General features: G+C 70.6%; 16 protein-coding genes. 7 read left to right on the forward strand and 9 right to left on the reverse strand.

The window, feature by feature from the left end; genetic code table 11:
* Positions 1 to 9: 9 nt before the first annotated feature.
* A complete protein-coding gene (locus MAA44156_RS20900) occupies positions 10 to 753 on the forward strand; it encodes an MBL fold metallo-hydrolase (RefSeq protein ID WP_009979417.1) in 744 nt (247 codons plus the stop codon).
* Between the two features lie 98 nt (positions 754 to 851).
* Here the strand turns inward: MAA44156_RS20900 and MAA44156_RS20905 are convergent, their stop codons facing one another.
* Genes MAA44156_RS20905 through MAA44156_RS20915 form a run of 3 tightly spaced genes read right to left on the reverse strand, consistent with a single transcriptional unit; the run spans position 852 to position 2660 of the window.
* On the reverse strand, positions 852 to 1370 hold the full coding sequence (locus MAA44156_RS20905) for a GNAT family N-acetyltransferase (RefSeq protein WP_009979419.1): 519 nt from the start codon (positions 1368 to 1370) through the stop codon (positions 852 to 854).
* Between the two features lie 8 nt (positions 1371 to 1378).
* Positions 1379 to 2269 carry a class I SAM-dependent methyltransferase gene (locus tag MAA44156_RS20910; RefSeq protein WP_023880558.1) on the reverse strand — a complete coding sequence of 297 codons (891 nt, stop codon included), beginning with the start codon at positions 2267 to 2269 and terminating at the stop codon, positions 1379 to 1381.
* Between the two features lie 19 nt (positions 2270 to 2288).
* Positions 2289 to 2660: a DUF3054 domain-containing protein gene (locus MAA44156_RS20915; RefSeq protein WP_003873830.1), complete on the reverse strand. Its 372-nt coding sequence runs from the start codon at positions 2658 to 2660 to the stop codon at positions 2289 to 2291.
* 71 nt (positions 2661 to 2731) lie between these two features.
* On the opposite strand from MAA44156_RS20915, the gene MAA44156_RS20920 reads away from it, so the two are divergent.
* The 6 genes from MAA44156_RS20920 to MAA44156_RS20950 all read left to right on the forward strand — a co-directional run bounded on the left by MAA44156_RS20920 (position 2732) and on the right by MAA44156_RS20950 (position 9382).
* A complete protein-coding gene (locus MAA44156_RS20920; RefSeq protein WP_029248626.1) occupies positions 2732 to 3478 on the forward strand; it encodes an SDR family NAD(P)-dependent oxidoreductase in 747 nt (248 codons plus the stop codon).
* 5 nt (positions 3479 to 3483) lie between these two features.
* On the forward strand, positions 3484 to 4680 hold the full coding sequence (locus MAA44156_RS20925) for an acyl-CoA dehydrogenase (RefSeq protein ID WP_009979425.1): 1197 nt from the start codon (positions 3484 to 3486) through the stop codon (positions 4678 to 4680).
* A gap of 16 nt (positions 4681 to 4696) precedes the next feature.
* The gene (locus MAA44156_RS20930; RefSeq protein WP_009979426.1) at positions 4697 to 5845 is read left to right on the forward strand and encodes an acyl-CoA dehydrogenase family protein; all 1149 of its coding nucleotides are present in this window, start codon (positions 4697 to 4699) and stop codon (positions 5843 to 5845) included.
* Between the two features lie 4 nt (positions 5846 to 5849).
* On the forward strand, positions 5850 to 6512 hold the full coding sequence (locus MAA44156_RS20935) for a TetR/AcrR family transcriptional regulator (RefSeq protein WP_009979428.1): 663 nt from the start codon (positions 5850 to 5852) through the stop codon (positions 6510 to 6512).
* A gap of 4 nt (positions 6513 to 6516) precedes the next feature.
* Entirely contained in the window at positions 6517 to 7137 is a 621-nt protein-coding gene (locus MAA44156_RS20940; protein WP_009979429.1) for a hypothetical protein, read from the forward strand.
* An 853-nt stretch (positions 7138 to 7990) separates the two neighbouring features.
* On the forward strand, positions 7991 to 9382 hold the full coding sequence (locus tag MAA44156_RS20950) for an NAD(P)/FAD-dependent oxidoreductase (RefSeq protein WP_009979431.1): 1392 nt from the start codon (positions 7991 to 7993) through the stop codon (positions 9380 to 9382).
* 5 nt (positions 9383 to 9387) lie between these two features.
* On the opposite strand, the gene MAA44156_RS20955 is transcribed toward MAA44156_RS20950, so the two are convergent.
* The 6 genes from MAA44156_RS20955 to MAA44156_RS20980 all read right to left on the reverse strand — a co-directional run bounded on the left by MAA44156_RS20955 (position 9388) and on the right by MAA44156_RS20980 (position 15444).
* The gene (locus MAA44156_RS20955; protein ID WP_009979432.1) at positions 9388 to 10614 is read right to left on the reverse strand and encodes an O-succinylhomoserine sulfhydrylase; all 1227 of its coding nucleotides are present in this window, start codon (positions 10612 to 10614) and stop codon (positions 9388 to 9390) included.
* Positions 10615 to 10619: 5 nt separating this feature from the next.
* Complete coding sequence (locus tag MAA44156_RS20960) at positions 10620 to 11060, reverse strand: rhodanese-like domain-containing protein (RefSeq protein WP_009979433.1); 441 nt, start codon at positions 11058 to 11060, stop codon at positions 10620 to 10622.
* Between the two features lie 85 nt (positions 11061 to 11145).
* A complete protein-coding gene (purT, locus tag MAA44156_RS20965; RefSeq protein WP_121035731.1) occupies positions 11146 to 12408 on the reverse strand; it encodes a formate-dependent phosphoribosylglycinamide formyltransferase in 1263 nt (420 codons plus the stop codon).
* Positions 12409 to 12461: 53 nt separating this feature from the next.
* On the reverse strand, positions 12462 to 13100 hold the full coding sequence (locus MAA44156_RS20970) for a PaaI family thioesterase (RefSeq protein ID WP_003873841.1): 639 nt from the start codon (positions 13098 to 13100) through the stop codon (positions 12462 to 12464).
* Entirely contained in the window at positions 13097 to 14395 is a 1299-nt protein-coding gene (locus tag MAA44156_RS20975) for an adenylosuccinate synthase (protein ID WP_009979441.1), read from the reverse strand. Before MAA44156_RS20975 ends, MAA44156_RS20970 begins: the two co-directional genes overlap by 4 nt.
* 107 nt (positions 14396 to 14502) lie before the next feature.
* Positions 14503 to 15444 carry a histidine phosphatase family protein gene (locus MAA44156_RS20980; RefSeq protein ID WP_009979442.1) on the reverse strand — a complete coding sequence of 314 codons (942 nt, stop codon included), beginning with the start codon at positions 15442 to 15444 and terminating at the stop codon, positions 14503 to 14505.
* Positions 15445 to 15454 lie beyond the last annotated feature (10 nt).

A 15454-nucleotide genomic window follows, 5' to 3' on the forward strand; every position in this document is an offset into this window, starting at 1 on the left:
CTCGCGGGCATGGCGGAGCTAGTTCAGGTCACCGACGCGGTGCACCTCGCCCGGGGGGACGCGGTCAACTGGACGCTGGTCGCCGACGACACCGGGGTGATGCTGGTCGACGCCGGCTATCCCGGGGACCGCGAGGACGTGCTGGGCTCGCTGGCCGAGCTCGGCTACGGCCCGGGCGACGTGCGCGCCATCGTGTTGACGCACGCGCACATCGACCACCTGGGCACCGCGATCTGGTTGGCGAGCGAGCACGGCATCCCGGTTTACTGCCACGCCGACGAGGTGGGCCACGCCAAACGCGAGTACCTGGAGCAGGTGTCGATTTTCGATGTGGCGCTTCGTATTTGGCGGCCCCGATGGGCGAAGTGGACCGCGCATGTGGTCCGCAGCGGCGGCCTGATCCGCGACGGCATCCCCACCGCCCAACCGTTGACCGCCGAGGTGGCCGCCGGGCTGCCGGGACGGCCGACGCCGGTCTTCAGCCCCGGCCACACCAACGGCCATTGCTCGTACCTGATCGACGGCGTCCTGGTCAGTGGCGACGCGCTGATCACCGGCCATCCCCTGCTGCGCCACCGCGGACCTCAGCTGCTCCCGGCGATTTTCAGTTACAGCCAGCGCGACTGCATCCGCACGCTGTCCGCGCTCGCCCTGCTCGACACCGAGGTGCTGCTGCCCGGCCACGGCGACGTGTGGCGCGGGCCGATCAAGGAGGCCACCGACGCGGCGCTCGCGCTCGCGGCGGGTCGCTAGGCCGGCGCCCGAGCGTGGGCCCCACGTACGCCAACCGCCCGGAATTCGTCCATACGGCCCACGCTCGGCGCCAGTGAGCTGTTGCGGCCCAGGGCAATTCACCGTTCGTCGGGAACCAGCCACTTCTCGAACGCGATCGGGCGGAACGGACCCCAATCCGGCAGCGGGTCGGCGGGCACCCGGATGTATCCGGTCGCGTCGTAGAGCGCCTCGGCCTCGGGTTGCCGGTTGCCGGTGATCAGGTAGAGCCGCCGATACCCGCACGCCCGGGTCCGCTCCTCCAGCGCCGCCAGCAGCGCCCGCGCGTAGCCGCGGCGCCGGTGGGCCGCGTCGGTCCAGATCCGCTTGAGCTCGGCGGTCTCGGCGTCGTAGCGGCGAAACGCGCCGCCGGTGACGGGCACGCCGTCGACGACGCCGATCAGCAGCCCGCCGTGCGGCGGTGCCAGTTCGTCGCGCGGCACCGGCAACCAGCTCAGGTGCGCGCTCGGCGTGCCGCCGTAGCGCTGGGCGTACTCGACGGCAAGTTCGGCCAGCAGCGGCCGGGCCAGCGGGTCGTCGTGCGTGGCCGGCACGAACCGCAGTCGGCCGTCGGCCGGCGGGCTGGATTCGGAGGTCATCGACACACTCAAACGCGGGTCGCGGTGACGTATTCCGGGATGAACTGGGCGCCGCCTGATCCGGCGCCCCGCCGCGGCCCCAACCCCAGGGCGCCCAGCAGATCGGCGATGGACCGCGCCGCCGGCTCCCAGCCGTGGGTCGCCAAATACTCAGGGACGTAATGGTATTCGCCCGGGTGGGTGAGGCTGGCCAGGTCGATGTCCAGGCCGCGGCGCCGCCAGCCCTCCACGAAGGCCCGCTCGGCCTCCAGCTGCAGCGGATCCCAGGTGGGCAGGTGGTCGGCGGCCAACCGGCTGCCCGCGGCGCTGGCCGCGGTGAGCCGGCGCAGCAGCCGGTTCTGCTCGGCGGGCTTCAGGTAGCCGACCAGCAGCTGCTCGGCGACCCACGCCGTGGGCTGGGCCGCGTCGAAACCCACCCGCCGCAACGCCGCCGGCCAGTCGTCGCGCAGGTCGATGCCGACCGCGCACCGGTTGGCGGCCAGCCGGGCGTCCAGCCCGCGCAGCACCCCGGCCTTGAAATCGAGCACCCGCGGCCGGTCGATCTCGTAGACCGTGGTCCCGCGCGGCCACCACAGCCGGTACGGCCGGGTGTCCAGGCCCGATGCCAGGATCACCACCTGGCGAATGCCCGCGCGGCCCGCCTCGGCGAGGAATTCGTCCACGAACCGGGTGTGGGCGGCCAGCGCATCCAGCAACGACGTCACCGCCGGGTCGTCGCCGACCGGCGATTCATCGGCCGCGAACGTGTGGTCGGCGATCGCGCGGGTGAGGTAGTCGATGCCGACGGCGCCCAGCAGCGGCTCGGCGTACGGGTCGTTGAGCAACCCCTGCCGCGTGGCGACGGCCCGGGCGCCGGCGCCCAAGGTTGCGGTCACCCCCACCTCGGCTGTCGCTGCCATCGTCGTCCCGGGCGTCGTCTCAGGCGTCGGAGCGGCGCCGCAGGGTCAGCCCGGCGGCCACCCGCCAGCCGAGCAACACCAGCGCGGTGACCGTCGAGGCCACCACCACGAAACTGGCCGCCACGCCGGCGGAGCTGGCCTTGCGCAGCAGCATGCCGACGATCACGGTGCACAGCCAGACGACGACGCCGGTGGGCAGCACCGCGGTGGGCTGCCGCCATCCCCGGGAGACCAGCCAGCCGAGCGCGGTGCCGGTCAGAAACGGCCACGCCGTCACGGCGACGCCGGTGGCGCTGAGGCCCTCGTCGTGGCTGCGCCGCCCCACGGCGCAGAACACCAGCACGCCGAGGACATCGACCGCGAACCAGGCCAGCCGCCGGAGCCTAAGCATGCAGCGAGACTACCCGCTCGGCCGCGCCGATCCTTGACCCGGCAACCGAGGTGAACCTAGATTCGTCTGCAATGAATACTGATTCACACCGCCGCCTCGCGGTGGTGACCGGCGCGGGTTCGGGCATCGGCCGGGCGATCGCGCTCGGGCTGGCCGCCGGGGGTGACCGCGTCGTCGCCGCCGACCTGGACCAGGCGTCGGCCGCGGCCACCGCCGCCGAGCATCCCGACCTGATCACCGCGGCGCCGGTGGACGTCGCCGACCCGGCACGGGTCGCCGCGCTGCGGGACCGCATCCACGCCGACATCGAGGTGCCCGGCGTCGTCGTCAACGCCGCCGGCTGGGACCGAACCGACCAATTCCTCAACGCCACACCGGAATTCGCACAGAAGGTGGTGGCCATCAACTACCTGGGGCCGGTGCATGTGTGTTCGGCGTTCCTGCCCGGGATGATCGAGACGCACGGCGGCGGACGCGTGGTGAACGTCGCCAGCGACGCCGGGCGGGTCGGCAGCGCCGGTGAGAGCATCTACGCCGGCGCCAAGGGCGGGGTGATCGCGCTGACCAAGTCGCTGGCGCGCGAGATGGCGCGCCACCAGATCACGGTGAACTGCGTGTGCCCGGGCCCGACCGACACCCCGCTGTTTCACGCCCAGCCCGAGAAGCTGAAAGAAGCACTGGTCAAAGCGATTCCGCTGCGCCGGCTGGCCCGGCCCGAGGAGGTCGCCGCGGCGGTGCTGTTCTTCGCCTCGCAGGCCGCGTCGTTCGTCACCGGACAGGTGATCAGTGTCAGCGGCGGCCTGACGATGGCAGGCTGACTGCTATGAGCACCGAGACGAGCACCAAGACCCCACCGGCCTTCGACCGCTACGACCCGCTGGGCCTGGACGCCTTGCTGTCCGACGACGAACGCGCGGTGCGCGACACCGTGCGGGGTTTCTGCGCCGAGCATGTGCTGCCGCACGTGGCGGAGTGGTTCGAGATCGGCGACCTGCCGGTCCGCGAACTGGCCAGGGAGTTCGGCCGGCTCGGCCTGCTGGGCATGCACCTGCACGGCTACGGCTGCGGCGGCGCGTCGGCCGTGCACTACGGGCTGGCCTGCGTGGAGCTGGAGGCCGCCGACTCCGGTCTGCGTTCGATGGTCTCGGTGCAGGGCTCGCTGGCGATGTTCGCGATCTGGAACTTCGGCTCCGAGGAGCAAAAACGCCAATGGCTGCCGGGCATGGCCACCGGCGAACTGCTCGGCTGCTTCGGGCTGACCGAGCCCGACGTCGGCTCCGACCCTGCGGCGATGAAAACCCGTGCGCGACGGGATGGTTCGGACTGGGTGCTCGACGGCCGCAAGCTGTGGATCACCAACGGGTCGGTGGCCGACGTCGCCGTGGTGTGGGCCGGCACCGACGACGGCATCCGCGGCTTCCTGGTGCCCACCGACACGCCGGGTTTCACCGCCAACACGATTCACCACAAGCTGTCGCTGCGTGCCTCGATCACCAGCGAGCTGGTGCTCGACGACGTGCGGCTGCCCGACGAGGCGATGCTGCCCGGAGCCACCGGGCTGCGCGGCCCGCTGTCGTGTCTGTCCGAGGCCCGCTACGGGATCATCTGGGGCGCCATGGGCGCGGCGCGCTCGGCCTGGCAGGCCGCCCTGGATTACGCCACCCAGCGCACCCAGTTCGGCCGCCCCATCGCCGGATTCCAGCTGACCCAGGCCAAGCTCGTCGACATGGCCGTCGAGCTGCACAAGGGCCAGCTGTTGTCGCTGCATCTGGGCCGCCTCAAGGACAGCACCGGGCTGCGGCCCGAGCAGGTCAGCTTCGGCAAGCTCAACAACACCCGGGAGGCGATCGAGATCTGCCGGACCGCGCGAACCATCCTGGGCGGCAACGGGATATCGCTGGAATACCCCGTCATCCGGCACATGGTGAACCTGGAATCGGTGCTGACCTACGAGGGCACGCCGGAGATGCATCAGCTCGTCCTCGGCCAGGCGTTCACCGGCGCCGACGCCTTCCGCTGACCCGGAGCAGCACCCGATGGCCGCACACCTGCAGTACACCTCCGAGCATCACCAGTTCCGGGAGCTGGTCCGCGATTTCGTGCAACGGACGGTCGTGCCCAATCACGAGAAGTGGGAACGCGACGGCCAGTGGGACCGGTCGCTGTTCGTCGAGGCGGGCAAACTGGGGCTGCTGGGCTTTTCGGCGCCCGAGCGGTTGGGCGGCCCGGGGGTCGACGACTTTCGCTACAACGCGATCGTGGTCGACGAGTTGCAGCGGGCCGGCGCGGCCGCCGAGGCCATCGCCTTCTCGCTGCAGAACGACATCGTGCTGCCCTACCTCGTCGAGCTGACCACACCCGAGCAACAACGGCGCTGGCTGCCCGGCGTGGTGACCGGCGAGACGGTGCTCGGGATCGCCATGACCGAGCCCGGCACCGGCAGCGACCTGGCCGGGATCCGCACCACCGCGGTGCGAGACGGCGATCACTACCTGGTCAACGGCGCCAAGACGTTCATCTCCAACGGGCAGGTGGGCGACCTGTTCGTGGTCGCGGTACGCACCGCACCGGACCGGCACAAGGGGCTTTCGCTGCTGGTCGTGGACGCGGACACGCCGGGCTTCGGCCGGGGCCGCAACCTGGAGAAGATCGGCCTGCACGCCCAGGACACCAGCGAGCTGAGCTTCACCGACATGCGGGTGCCGGCCGAGAACCTGCTCGAGGCGGAAGGCCGGGGCTTCTACCAGCTGATGAAAAACCTTCCTCAGGAACGGCTTTCGCTGGCCGTGGGCGCGGTCGCCGCCGCCGAGGCGGTATTCGCCGAGACGCTGGACTACGTCAAGCAGCGGCACGCCTTCGGCGCGCCCATCGCCGCCTTCCAGAACAGTCAATTCGTGCTCGCCGAACTGGCCACCGAAATCGACGTTGCCCGCACTTATCTCGACGACTGCCTGGCCGCGCACCTGGCCGGCGAGCTGACCGCGGCGCGGGCCGCCCGGCTGAAATGGTGGACCACCGATCTGCAGGTCCGCACCGCCGACCGCTGCCTGCAGTTGCACGGCGGATACGGCTACATGCGCGAGTACGGCGTGGCGCGGGCGTTCGTCGACGCCCGCATCCAGACCATCTACGGCGGCACCAACGAGATCATGAAGACCATCATCGCCAGGGACCTGGGCCTCTAGCGGCATGGCCGTCGACTACAGCGAATTGCCCGCCGAGGAGGCCGTGCGTGCCGCACGGGCCGGCGCGCGGCGCCGCCAGGTGCTCGACGCCGCGGTCAAGGTGATGGGCCGCAACGGTTTTCACCGCATGTCCATGCACGACCTGGCCGCCGAGGCCGACGTCAGCGTCGGCCTGCTGTACAAGTACTTCGGCGGCAAACAGGACCTGCTGCTGGCCACCATCGTGCGCATCCTCGACGTGTTCCGCGATCAACTGGCACCGGTCATCGACGCCGCCGGCGACGACGTCGTCGACCAGTTGAGCGCGGGGATCCGCCGCTACATCCAGATCGTCGACGAGAACCTCGACGGGGTGGTGCTGACCTACCGGGAGAGCCGGACCCTCGGGGCGGCCGGCCGCGCCCAGATCAAGGACCTGGAAATCGCCACCGCCGCGCCGCTGCGCGCGGTAATCGAAACCGGCATCGCCCAAGGCGTCTTCCGCAGCGTCGACGTCGACCTCGCCGTGTTCGACATCATGCTGCTCGCCCACGGCTGGGCGCTCAAGCATTGGCACTTCGGGCCGATCTACACCCTCGACGAGTACATCGCGTTGCAGACCCGGCACCTGCTCAACGGGCTGATTTCCGATGAGCGCCGCGCCGACTACGCGGACGTGCTGAAATAGGGGCATGAGTGCCACGGCCCGCCGGATCGGCGCCCTGACCGCGCTGGCGACCCTGTACGCCGCCACGGCGCCGGCGGCCGCCGACCCGCCCCCGGGGCTGCCGCCGATGACTTCCGGCGGCAGCCGCCCGATCATCGGCGGCGGCTCGGCCGCCGCGCAGGGAATCTCCCAGCAGCTGTTCAGCTTTGGCAACCCCGGCGTGGTGCAGGAGATCGACGGCTCGGACGCGGCGCAGTTCATCACCGCGGCGGCGGGGGCGGCCAACCAGCAGCTGGCGGCGCCCTTTTCGCTGTTGCGCCGCGCGTTGACGTACCAGGACAACAACGCCGGGTTCGGGGCGCGCGCCTACCGGCGCAACGACGGCCAGTGGGGTGGGGCCATGCTCGTCGCGGCCAAGAGTGCCACGCCGAGCCCGGACAACCTGGCCGCGTGCGCGAAGACCAACTGGCGACGGGCCACCGCCGGCGGCGAAACCGCGATGTGCAACAGCGGCTGGACCACCCCCACCTCCTACGAAAGCCGCCGCGGCGAGACCTATTACATCCTGCTCGCCGGCACCGCCGCCGACTTCTGCAGTGACCTCAACGCCAAGTACAAGAGCGACGCCACCGGGTGGCCGTTCTAGCCCCGCCGCCGGTCGGAGCGGAATGAGACCGAAACCGCTTGCCGGGTTTTTGAATTCATGTCCGGTTTACGCACCGGCACCAATCGGCGGCCGGTAAATAGCGATCCAATATAGCCGCGGTCACGGCCGCGCGCAGGATAATTCGAATTCCTCCCGGCAGCGAATTTTGCTGCGATTGCAATGCCCATCCGGGGGCCGGGCCGCGCCGGTGGTCGCCGATCATCCGTTTGGCGAATCGGTCGGCGATCTTCGCGAAATCCCTTATCTGCGAAGTGCTGACGACGTAAACTCGCCCACATCGGGCATCAGAATATCGTCTCCCAGACGAAGGGGGTTCTTATGTCTCGTCGCACCAGCAAAATCGTCGTCGCCGTGGTCCTCGCCTTGGCGGCACCAATGACCTCGGCGTGCACGGTTCCGTTAGTTATCGACTGCGGACCCGGTTTGACCTGCACTCCGTAGTAGTGCATCAACCGAACAAGCCCACAGTGTGATTCGGGCTTTTTCGGTCATTTCACGCTTCGCAAAAGCGAAGATGAGTTAGGTAACCGGCCGGAGCCGCGGCCTGGGGTCGTCGGCTCACCGCGGCTTCGGCCGGGACCTGCTGCCGCACAAGGAACTTCGCTGTTCGCTTCGGTTCACGGCGTGGGAGCAGCGGCGCCTCGGTGTTCGGGCATTGCCGAGAACCGCGCGCTCCCAACCGTTTTCGCCTTGAGGGGTTCCTTCGGCCGGTCGACGGCTGGGCCGCGCGGCGCATCGGTCTGCCCGGATGCCTCGCCTTTCGCGGGTGTGGCGTCGTACGGTGGAGTTGCGCTGGGCAGACCGGCCGCCCGGCACGGCAGAAGGGACGGGCATGTCGCGCCATCGTGTCGTCATCATCGGAAGCGGCTTCGGCGGACTGACTGCGGCCAAGGCGCTCAAACGCGTGCCCAAGGGAACCCAGGTCGACATCACCCTGATCTCGAAAACCACCACGCATCTGTTCCAGCCGCTGCTCTACCAGGTGGCCACCGGCATCCTGTCCGAGGGCGACATCGCCCCGACCACCCGACTGATCCTGCGCAAGCAGAAGAACGTTCGGGTGCTCTGGGGTGACGTCTCGGCCATCGACCTCACCGCCAGGACGGTGACGTCGCACCTGATGGGCATGGACACCGTCACGCCCTACGACAGCCTGATCGTGGCCGCCGGGGCCCAGCAGTCCTATTTCGGCCACGACGAGTACGCCGCGTTCGCGCCGGGAATGAAGAGCGTCGACGACGCGCTGGAGCTGCGCGGACGCATCCTGGGCGCCTTCGAGGCCGCCGAGGTGGCCACCGATCCGGCCGAACGCAGACGCCGGCTGACCTTCGTGGTGGTCGGGGCCGGCCCCACCGGCGTCGAGCTGGCCGGCGAGATCGTCCAGCTCGCCGAGCGCACCCTGGCCGGGGCGTTTCGAACCATCACCCCCAGCGAATGCCGGGTCATCCTGCTCGACGCCGCGCCCGCGGTGCTGCCGCCGATGGGCCCCAAGCTGGGCCTCAAGGCGCAGCGGCGGTTGCAGAAGATGGACGTCGAGGTCCAGCTCAACGCGATGGTGACCGCGGTGGACTACATGGGCATCACGGTCAAGGAGAAGGACGGCGCCGAGCGCCGCATCGAATGCGCGTGCAAGGTGTGGGCGGCGGGGGTGCAGGCCAGCGCGCTGGGCGCGATGATCGCCGAGCAGTCCGACGGCACCGAAACCGACCGTGCCGGAAGGGTGATCGTCGAGCCCGACCTCACCGTCAAGGGGCATCCGTACGTCTTCGTCGTCGGCGATCTGATGTCGGTGCCCGGTGTCCCCGGGATGGCCCAAGGCGCGATCCAGGGCGCGAAGTACGCGGCCGGCATCATCAAGCAGGCGGTCAAGGGCCAGGACAACCCGGCCGAGCGCAAGCCGTTCCGGTACGTCAACAAGGGCAGCATGGCGCTGATCTCGCGGTACAGCGCCGTCGCGCAGGTCGGCAGGGTGGAGTTCGCCGGCTTCATCGCCTGGCTGGCGTGGCTGCTGCTGCACCTGTACTACCTGATCGGCCACCGCAACCGGCTGGCCGCCATGTTCGCCTGGGGCATCTCGTTTTTGGGCCGCACCCGCGGCCAGATGGCCATCACCAGCCAGATGATCTACGCGCGCCCGGTGGTGGAGTGGCTGGAGCGCCGGGCCCAGGACGGGACGCTGGCGGCCGCCGAGCACGTCGACTCGGCCGAAAAGCAGGCCGGCTGACCCGGCTAACCCAGCGCGCGGTCGATGTCGGCGATCAAGTCGTCGGTGCCTTCCAGCCCGACCGAGATGCGGACCACGCCGTCGCCCAGCCCGATCGCCGCGCGGCCCTCCGGGCCCATCGCCCGGTGGGTGGTGGTAGCGGGATGTGTGACAAGGGATTTGGCGTCACCGAGGTTGTTGGAGATGTCGATCAGCGTCAGCTTGTCCAGCACCTCGAAGGCCCGCTGCTTGGCCTTGTCGTCGGGGCAGTCCAGCGCGAAGGTGATCACCGTTCCGCCGCCGGACATCTGGCGCTTGGCCAGGTCGTACTGCGGGTGGGACGGCAGATACGGGTAGCGGACCCAGCGCACCGCGGGATGGGTCTCCAGGAATTCGGCGATCCGGTGCGCCGAGGAATTGCTGTGTTCCACCCGGATGGCCATGGTCTCAAGGCCTTTCAGCAGCACCCAGGCGTTGAACGCGCTCATCGCCGGACCGGTGTGCCGCATCAGCTTCTGCACCGGCCCGTCGATGTAGTCCCTGTCCCCGAGGATGGCCCCGCCCAGCACCCGGCCCTGGCCGTCGATGTGTTTGGTGCCCGAGTACACCACCACGTCCACCCCGAGCGGGATGCCCTGCTGCAGCAACGGGGTGGCGAAAACGTTGTCCAGCACCACCTTTGCGCCCGCGGCGTGGGCGAGCTCGGTGACCGCGGCGATGTCCACCAGCGACTGCATCGGGTTCGACGGCGTCTCGAAGAACACCGCCGCCGTCGGCACCGACAACGCCTCCTCCCACTGCGCGAGGTCGTCGCCGTCGACGAACACCGTCTGCACGCCCCAGCGGGGCAGGATCTCGTTGCACACCACGAAGCAGGAGCCGAACAGGCTGCGCGCGGCGACCAGCCGGTCGCCCGCGGCCAGCAGCGCGCCCAGCGAGGTGAACACCGCCGCCATGCCGCTCGCGGTGGCGAACGCCGCCGGCGCGCCTTCGAGCAGGCGCAGCCGCTCCTCGAACATGGTCACGGTGGGGTTGCCGTAGCGGGAGTAGACGAAATGGTCCAGTTCGCCGGTGAACGACTGCTCGGCAACGGCGGCCGACTCGTAGACGTAGCCGGAGGTCAGATACAGCGCCTCGGCGGTCTCGTCGAATCCCGAACGCAGCAGTCCGCCGCGCACGCCGATGGTCGCCTGGCTGACGCCGTCGGGCAGCGCGGGGGGCGTGCGGACCGAATCGTCGCCGGCCTGACTCATCCGGGCTATCCCTGCTTCCAGGGCAAACCGATTGCCCGCCAACCTGTTTCACCGCGGTGGCCGTTGGCGTCGAGATGACCCTCGAAGCCGTCGAGCACGTTGTAGGCCGGCGTGATGCCCAGCTGGGTCGCCACCTCGGCGGCGCCGATGGAGCGGTTACCCGAGCGGCACAAGAACAGCACCGGACGCTCCTGGCCGGCCGGCGCCGGCTCGACCTGCCGGCGCAGCTGGTCGGCGAAGTCCGGGTTGTGCCTGCCGTCGGAGGTGTTCCACTCCAGGAAGACCACCTCGCGGCCCAGGCTGGACAGATCGGGCACCCCGACGAAGCGCCATTCGGCGTCGGTGCGCACGTCGACCAGCACGGCGTTCGGATTGTCGCTGAGCAGTTTCCATGCTTCCAGCGGCGAAACGTCCCCCGCGTAGGAGTGTGCGCGCTCGGTGCTCATGCTGGTGTCCCCTCGTCTCGGTACGCATTGCCGGCCACCCTGACCTGCGATCGTATCGAGGCCGTCGCGCCGGCGCCGCCGCGGCTCAACCGCCCGCGCCGCCCACGCCGCCCGCGCCCGCGGTCAGCCGGGCGGCGACCTGGCCGGCGCGCTCCCGGGCGGCGGCCACCTCCGGTGCGGTCGCCAGGGCCCGGAAACCGCGCCCGCACACCCGCAGGTCGCTCTCCGGCACGCCGAGCGCGCCGGACAGGGCCGCTCGGTCGCCGGGGTCGGCGGAGTCGACCACCCGGGCGGCGGCCGGCGACACCATCATGGTGTCCACCGGCAGGCCCAGGATGGTGCGGGCCTGCAGTTCGAACGCCGAGAGCCGCTGGCTGCGCACCGTCACCCAGGCGCTGTCGCCCGGGTGGGCGGTGACGTCGGCGAAATACACCTCGTCGTCGTTGACCATCAACTCGACGCCGAACACGCCACGCCCGCCCAGCGCCTTGACGATTCGCGCCGCGATCGACTTCGCGGCGTCCATCGCGGCCGGGCTCATCTTCTGCGGCTGCCAGGATTCCAGCACCCGCCCGCCGGCGCCGCGATGCCCGATCGGTGAGCAGAATTCGATCGCCGGACCCGCGGCGCCCTCGCTGCGCACCGCCAGCAGCATGACGTGGAACTGCACCTCGACCACGGTTTCGGCCAGCACCCGGGCGCCGGGCTGACCGTCCACCGCGCGGTGCCAGGCGGCCGCGATGTCCTCACGGCCCGCCACCACCGACTGCCGCGGCCCGACCGCCCCGACCACCGGCTTGACCAGCAACGGGTATCCGGCGTGCGCGCCCACCGCCTCGAGTTCACCCAGTGATCCGGCGAACCAGAACGGCGCGGTGGGCAGCCCCAGCTCGTCGGCGGCCAGCCGGCGCAGCCCTTCCCGGTCGGCGGCCAGCCGCACGGCGCGGGCGCTGGGCACCGGCTCGGCGCCCGTGCCGTCCAGCGCCTCGAGGGCCGGCACCGCGACGGCGTCGGCGGTGCTCACCACGACGTCGGGTCGCAGCCGGTGAATCGCCGCCGACAGCTCGCCGGCGTCGGTCAACGGCAGCACCAGCGCCTGGTCGGCCACCGCGTGCGCGGGCGCCTGCGGGTGCGCGTCGACGGCGATCACCCGCGCGCCCAGCCGCCCCAAGGCGATCGCCAGCTCGCGGCTGATGTCGCCGGAGCCCAGCAGCATCACCGCCGGCCTGCCGTCGGCGGGAGCCGGGCCGCCGTCGGCGGGAGCCGGGCCGCCCTCGGCGGGAGCGGGCCTGGGCACGGCGAGCGCCGTCGTCTCGTCGTCCCGTCCGTCGGTCACGCCGTCAGTCACGGGTCCAAGGATAGGTGGGTCCGCTGAGTGCCCGTCCCGCCTCGGGGCCGGCCTCAGGGCTGGCCGGGTAGCAGCCGCACCATCAGGCCGTGGCCCTCGGCCAGCACCGTCTGGTCGCCGTCGACCAGTTCGGCGGCCACGAACGCCTTGCGGCCCTCGGTCCCGGTGACCCGGCCGCGCACCAGCAGCGGCACGTCGATCGGGGTGATCTTGCGGTAGTCGACGTGCAGGAAGGCCGTCCGGCTGATCGGCCGGCCCGCGGCGTGCGAGATCATGCCGAACATGTGGTCGAACAGCAGCGGCAGCACGCCGCCGTGCACCGCGTGGTTGCCGCCGACGTGGAACCGGCTGAAGTGCCCGGTCATCTCGACACCGTCGGGTCCGTAGCGGGTCAGCACCCATGGCGGCAGCAGCAGGCTGCCCATGCCGGGCAGGCCGGGGGTGCGGCCCGCGGGCGCAGCGCCCTCGTCGGCCTCGAACGGATCCAGGAGCTCGACCAAGGCGGCCACCCGCTCGGCCGCGTCGTCCCAGACGTCGTCACCGGGGTCGGCGGACACCGCGAGGTCCTGCAGCCGGCGCATGGACTCCACGAACCGGGCGAACCCCGGCCCGGGGCTGGCCGGGCCGTACTCCGGGAAGCCGCCGTGGTGTTCGTATTCGGGATCTAGTTCGGTCGGGTCGGGTTCCGTCACGGGCGCGCCGCCAGGATGTCGCGTCGCACGATGGTCTGTTCCCGACCGGGCCCCACCCCGATGCACGAAACATGCGCTCCGGCAAGCTCTTCCAGCCGCAGCACGTAGTCGCGCGCCTTGGCCGGCAGGTCGTCGAACTCGCGGGCCGCCGAGATGTCCTCCCACCAGCCGGGCAGCTCCTCATAGATCGGCTCGGCGCGGTGCAGATCGGTCTGGGTCATCGGCATCTCGTTGATGCGCGACCCGTCGATGCGGTAGCCGACGCACACCGGCACTGTCTCCAGGCTGGACAGCACGTCGAGCTTGGTCAGGAAGAAGTCGGTGATGCCGTTGACCCGGGTGGCGTAGCGGGCGATCACGGCGTCGAACCAGCCGCACCGGCGGCGCCGGCCGGTGGTGACCCCGAATTCGCCGCCGGTCTTGGACAGGTATTCGCCGTTCTCGTCGAACAGCTCGGTGGGGAACGGGCCGGACCCCACCCGGGTGGTGTAGGCCTTGAGGATGCCCAGCACCGCGGTGATCCGGGTCGGGCCGATCCCCGAGCCCACGGCGGCCCCGCCGGCCGTCGGATTCGACGACGTCACATAGGGGTACGTGCCGTGGTCGACGTCGAGCAGGGTGCCCTGCGAGCCTTCCAACAGCACCGTCTCGCCGGCCTCCAGCGCGGTGTTGAGCAGCAGCCTGGTGTCGGCGATGCGGTGCCGGAAACCCTCGGCCTGCTCCAGCAGGCATTCGACCACCTGATGCGGATCGAGCGCCTTGCGGTTGTAGATCTTGACCAGGATCTGGTTCTTCAGCTCCAGCGCTGCCTCGATCTTGTGGGTCAGCACCTCGCGGTCGAGCACGTCGGCCACCCGGATTCCGATCCGGGCGATCTTGTCCTGGTAGCACGGGCCGATGCCGCGGCCGGTGGTGCCGATCTTCTTGTTGCCCATGTAGCGCTCGGTGACCTTGTCGATGGCCACGTGATACGGCAGCAACAGGTGCGCGTCCGCCGAGATCAGCAACCGCGAGGTGTCCACGCCGCGGTCTTCGAGCCCCTTGAGCTCGTCGAGCAGCACCCCGGGGTCGACCACCACACCGTTGCCGATGACGTTGGTGACGCCGGGCGTGAGCACCCCGGACGGGATCAGGTGCAGGGCGAAGTTCTCCCCGGTCGGCAAGACGACGGTGTGCCCGGCGTTGTTGCCGCCCTGGTAGCGCACCACCCACTGCACGCGCCCACCGAGCAGGTCAGTGGCCTTACCCTTGCCCTCGTCGCCCCACTGGGCGCCGATGAGGACGATTGCCGGCATGACACGCTCCAACCCTGATCTCGCCTGCGTATTGTGGTCCAGCCGGTGACCCACCCTAGCCTGGCGGCGAGGCGGGCCGCCGATGGCCGGCGCAGGAGCCGGGCAAATCAGCTTAAGCCAGGACGCGCCGCGACCGGGGCGCTCGCCGGCCCGGGCGGTTTGGCCGCGCACACGCCGGTCCGGGTGGACGGGTCCAGCATCAGGCACAGGCCATTGGCGCCGCGACCGTTCCGGGTGGCCGACCACCCCGGATGCACGGGTTTGCCGTTCCAGCTGATCAGCGTCCAGCCGTCGCGGGGGCTGCCCTGGATGACCACGATGCCCGTGTTGGGCAGCGGGTCGAAGAGCAGCAGCAACGGATCGGGGTTCTTGACGGTCATCATCGTCCCGACGCCGATGGCGAACTCGCTGGAGAACGCCACCCCGGTGATCCGGCCATTGGCGGCGCGGACCGGGTTCGTCACCGCCCCGGCGTACACCGCCTGAAGCACGTCACCGAAGCCGCCGGCGCTGGCCGCGGCGCTGCCGTACACGGTTTGCAGCGCGCCGTCGAAGCGCCGGCGGAACTCGTACCCGTTGGCGTCCGCGGAGCCGGGAGCCAGCATCGGCACGATGCGCAGCCCGAGCATCCACGCGATCGGCGCCAAGAGGTAGGCCAGCCCGCCGAGGCTGAACTGCGGCTGGCCGTTGAAGATGCCGGCGTCGATCTCGTTGAGCCCCGGCAGCACTTGGACGTTCATGCCCAGCGCGCTGGCCAGCGGCGCCGCGGTCTGCTGCGTCCTGATCAGCTGCGAGGCGAAGATCGCGGCGACCGGGCCCCGCGCCGCCAGAACGCCGGCGACGGTCTGCGCCTGTTGCTGACCGAGCTGGGTGAGGGATGCGCCGGGCACCGCCGTGTCGATCAGTCCCGCCGCGTTGGCCACCGACTGCCCGTGGCGCACCAGGTCGATCACGATCGACTCGTCGGCCGAGGCGGTCGCCGAAGCGCTGCACAGCAGCACGACCGACGCCAGCACGGCGCCGGCGCGGCACAGCGGCGTCCTCAGCAACGGACGCGGA

It is taken from the genome of Mycobacterium avium subsp. avium, from assembly GCF_009741445.1.
Taxonomy (GTDB): Bacteria; Actinomycetota; Actinomycetes; order Mycobacteriales; family Mycobacteriaceae; genus Mycobacterium; species Mycobacterium avium.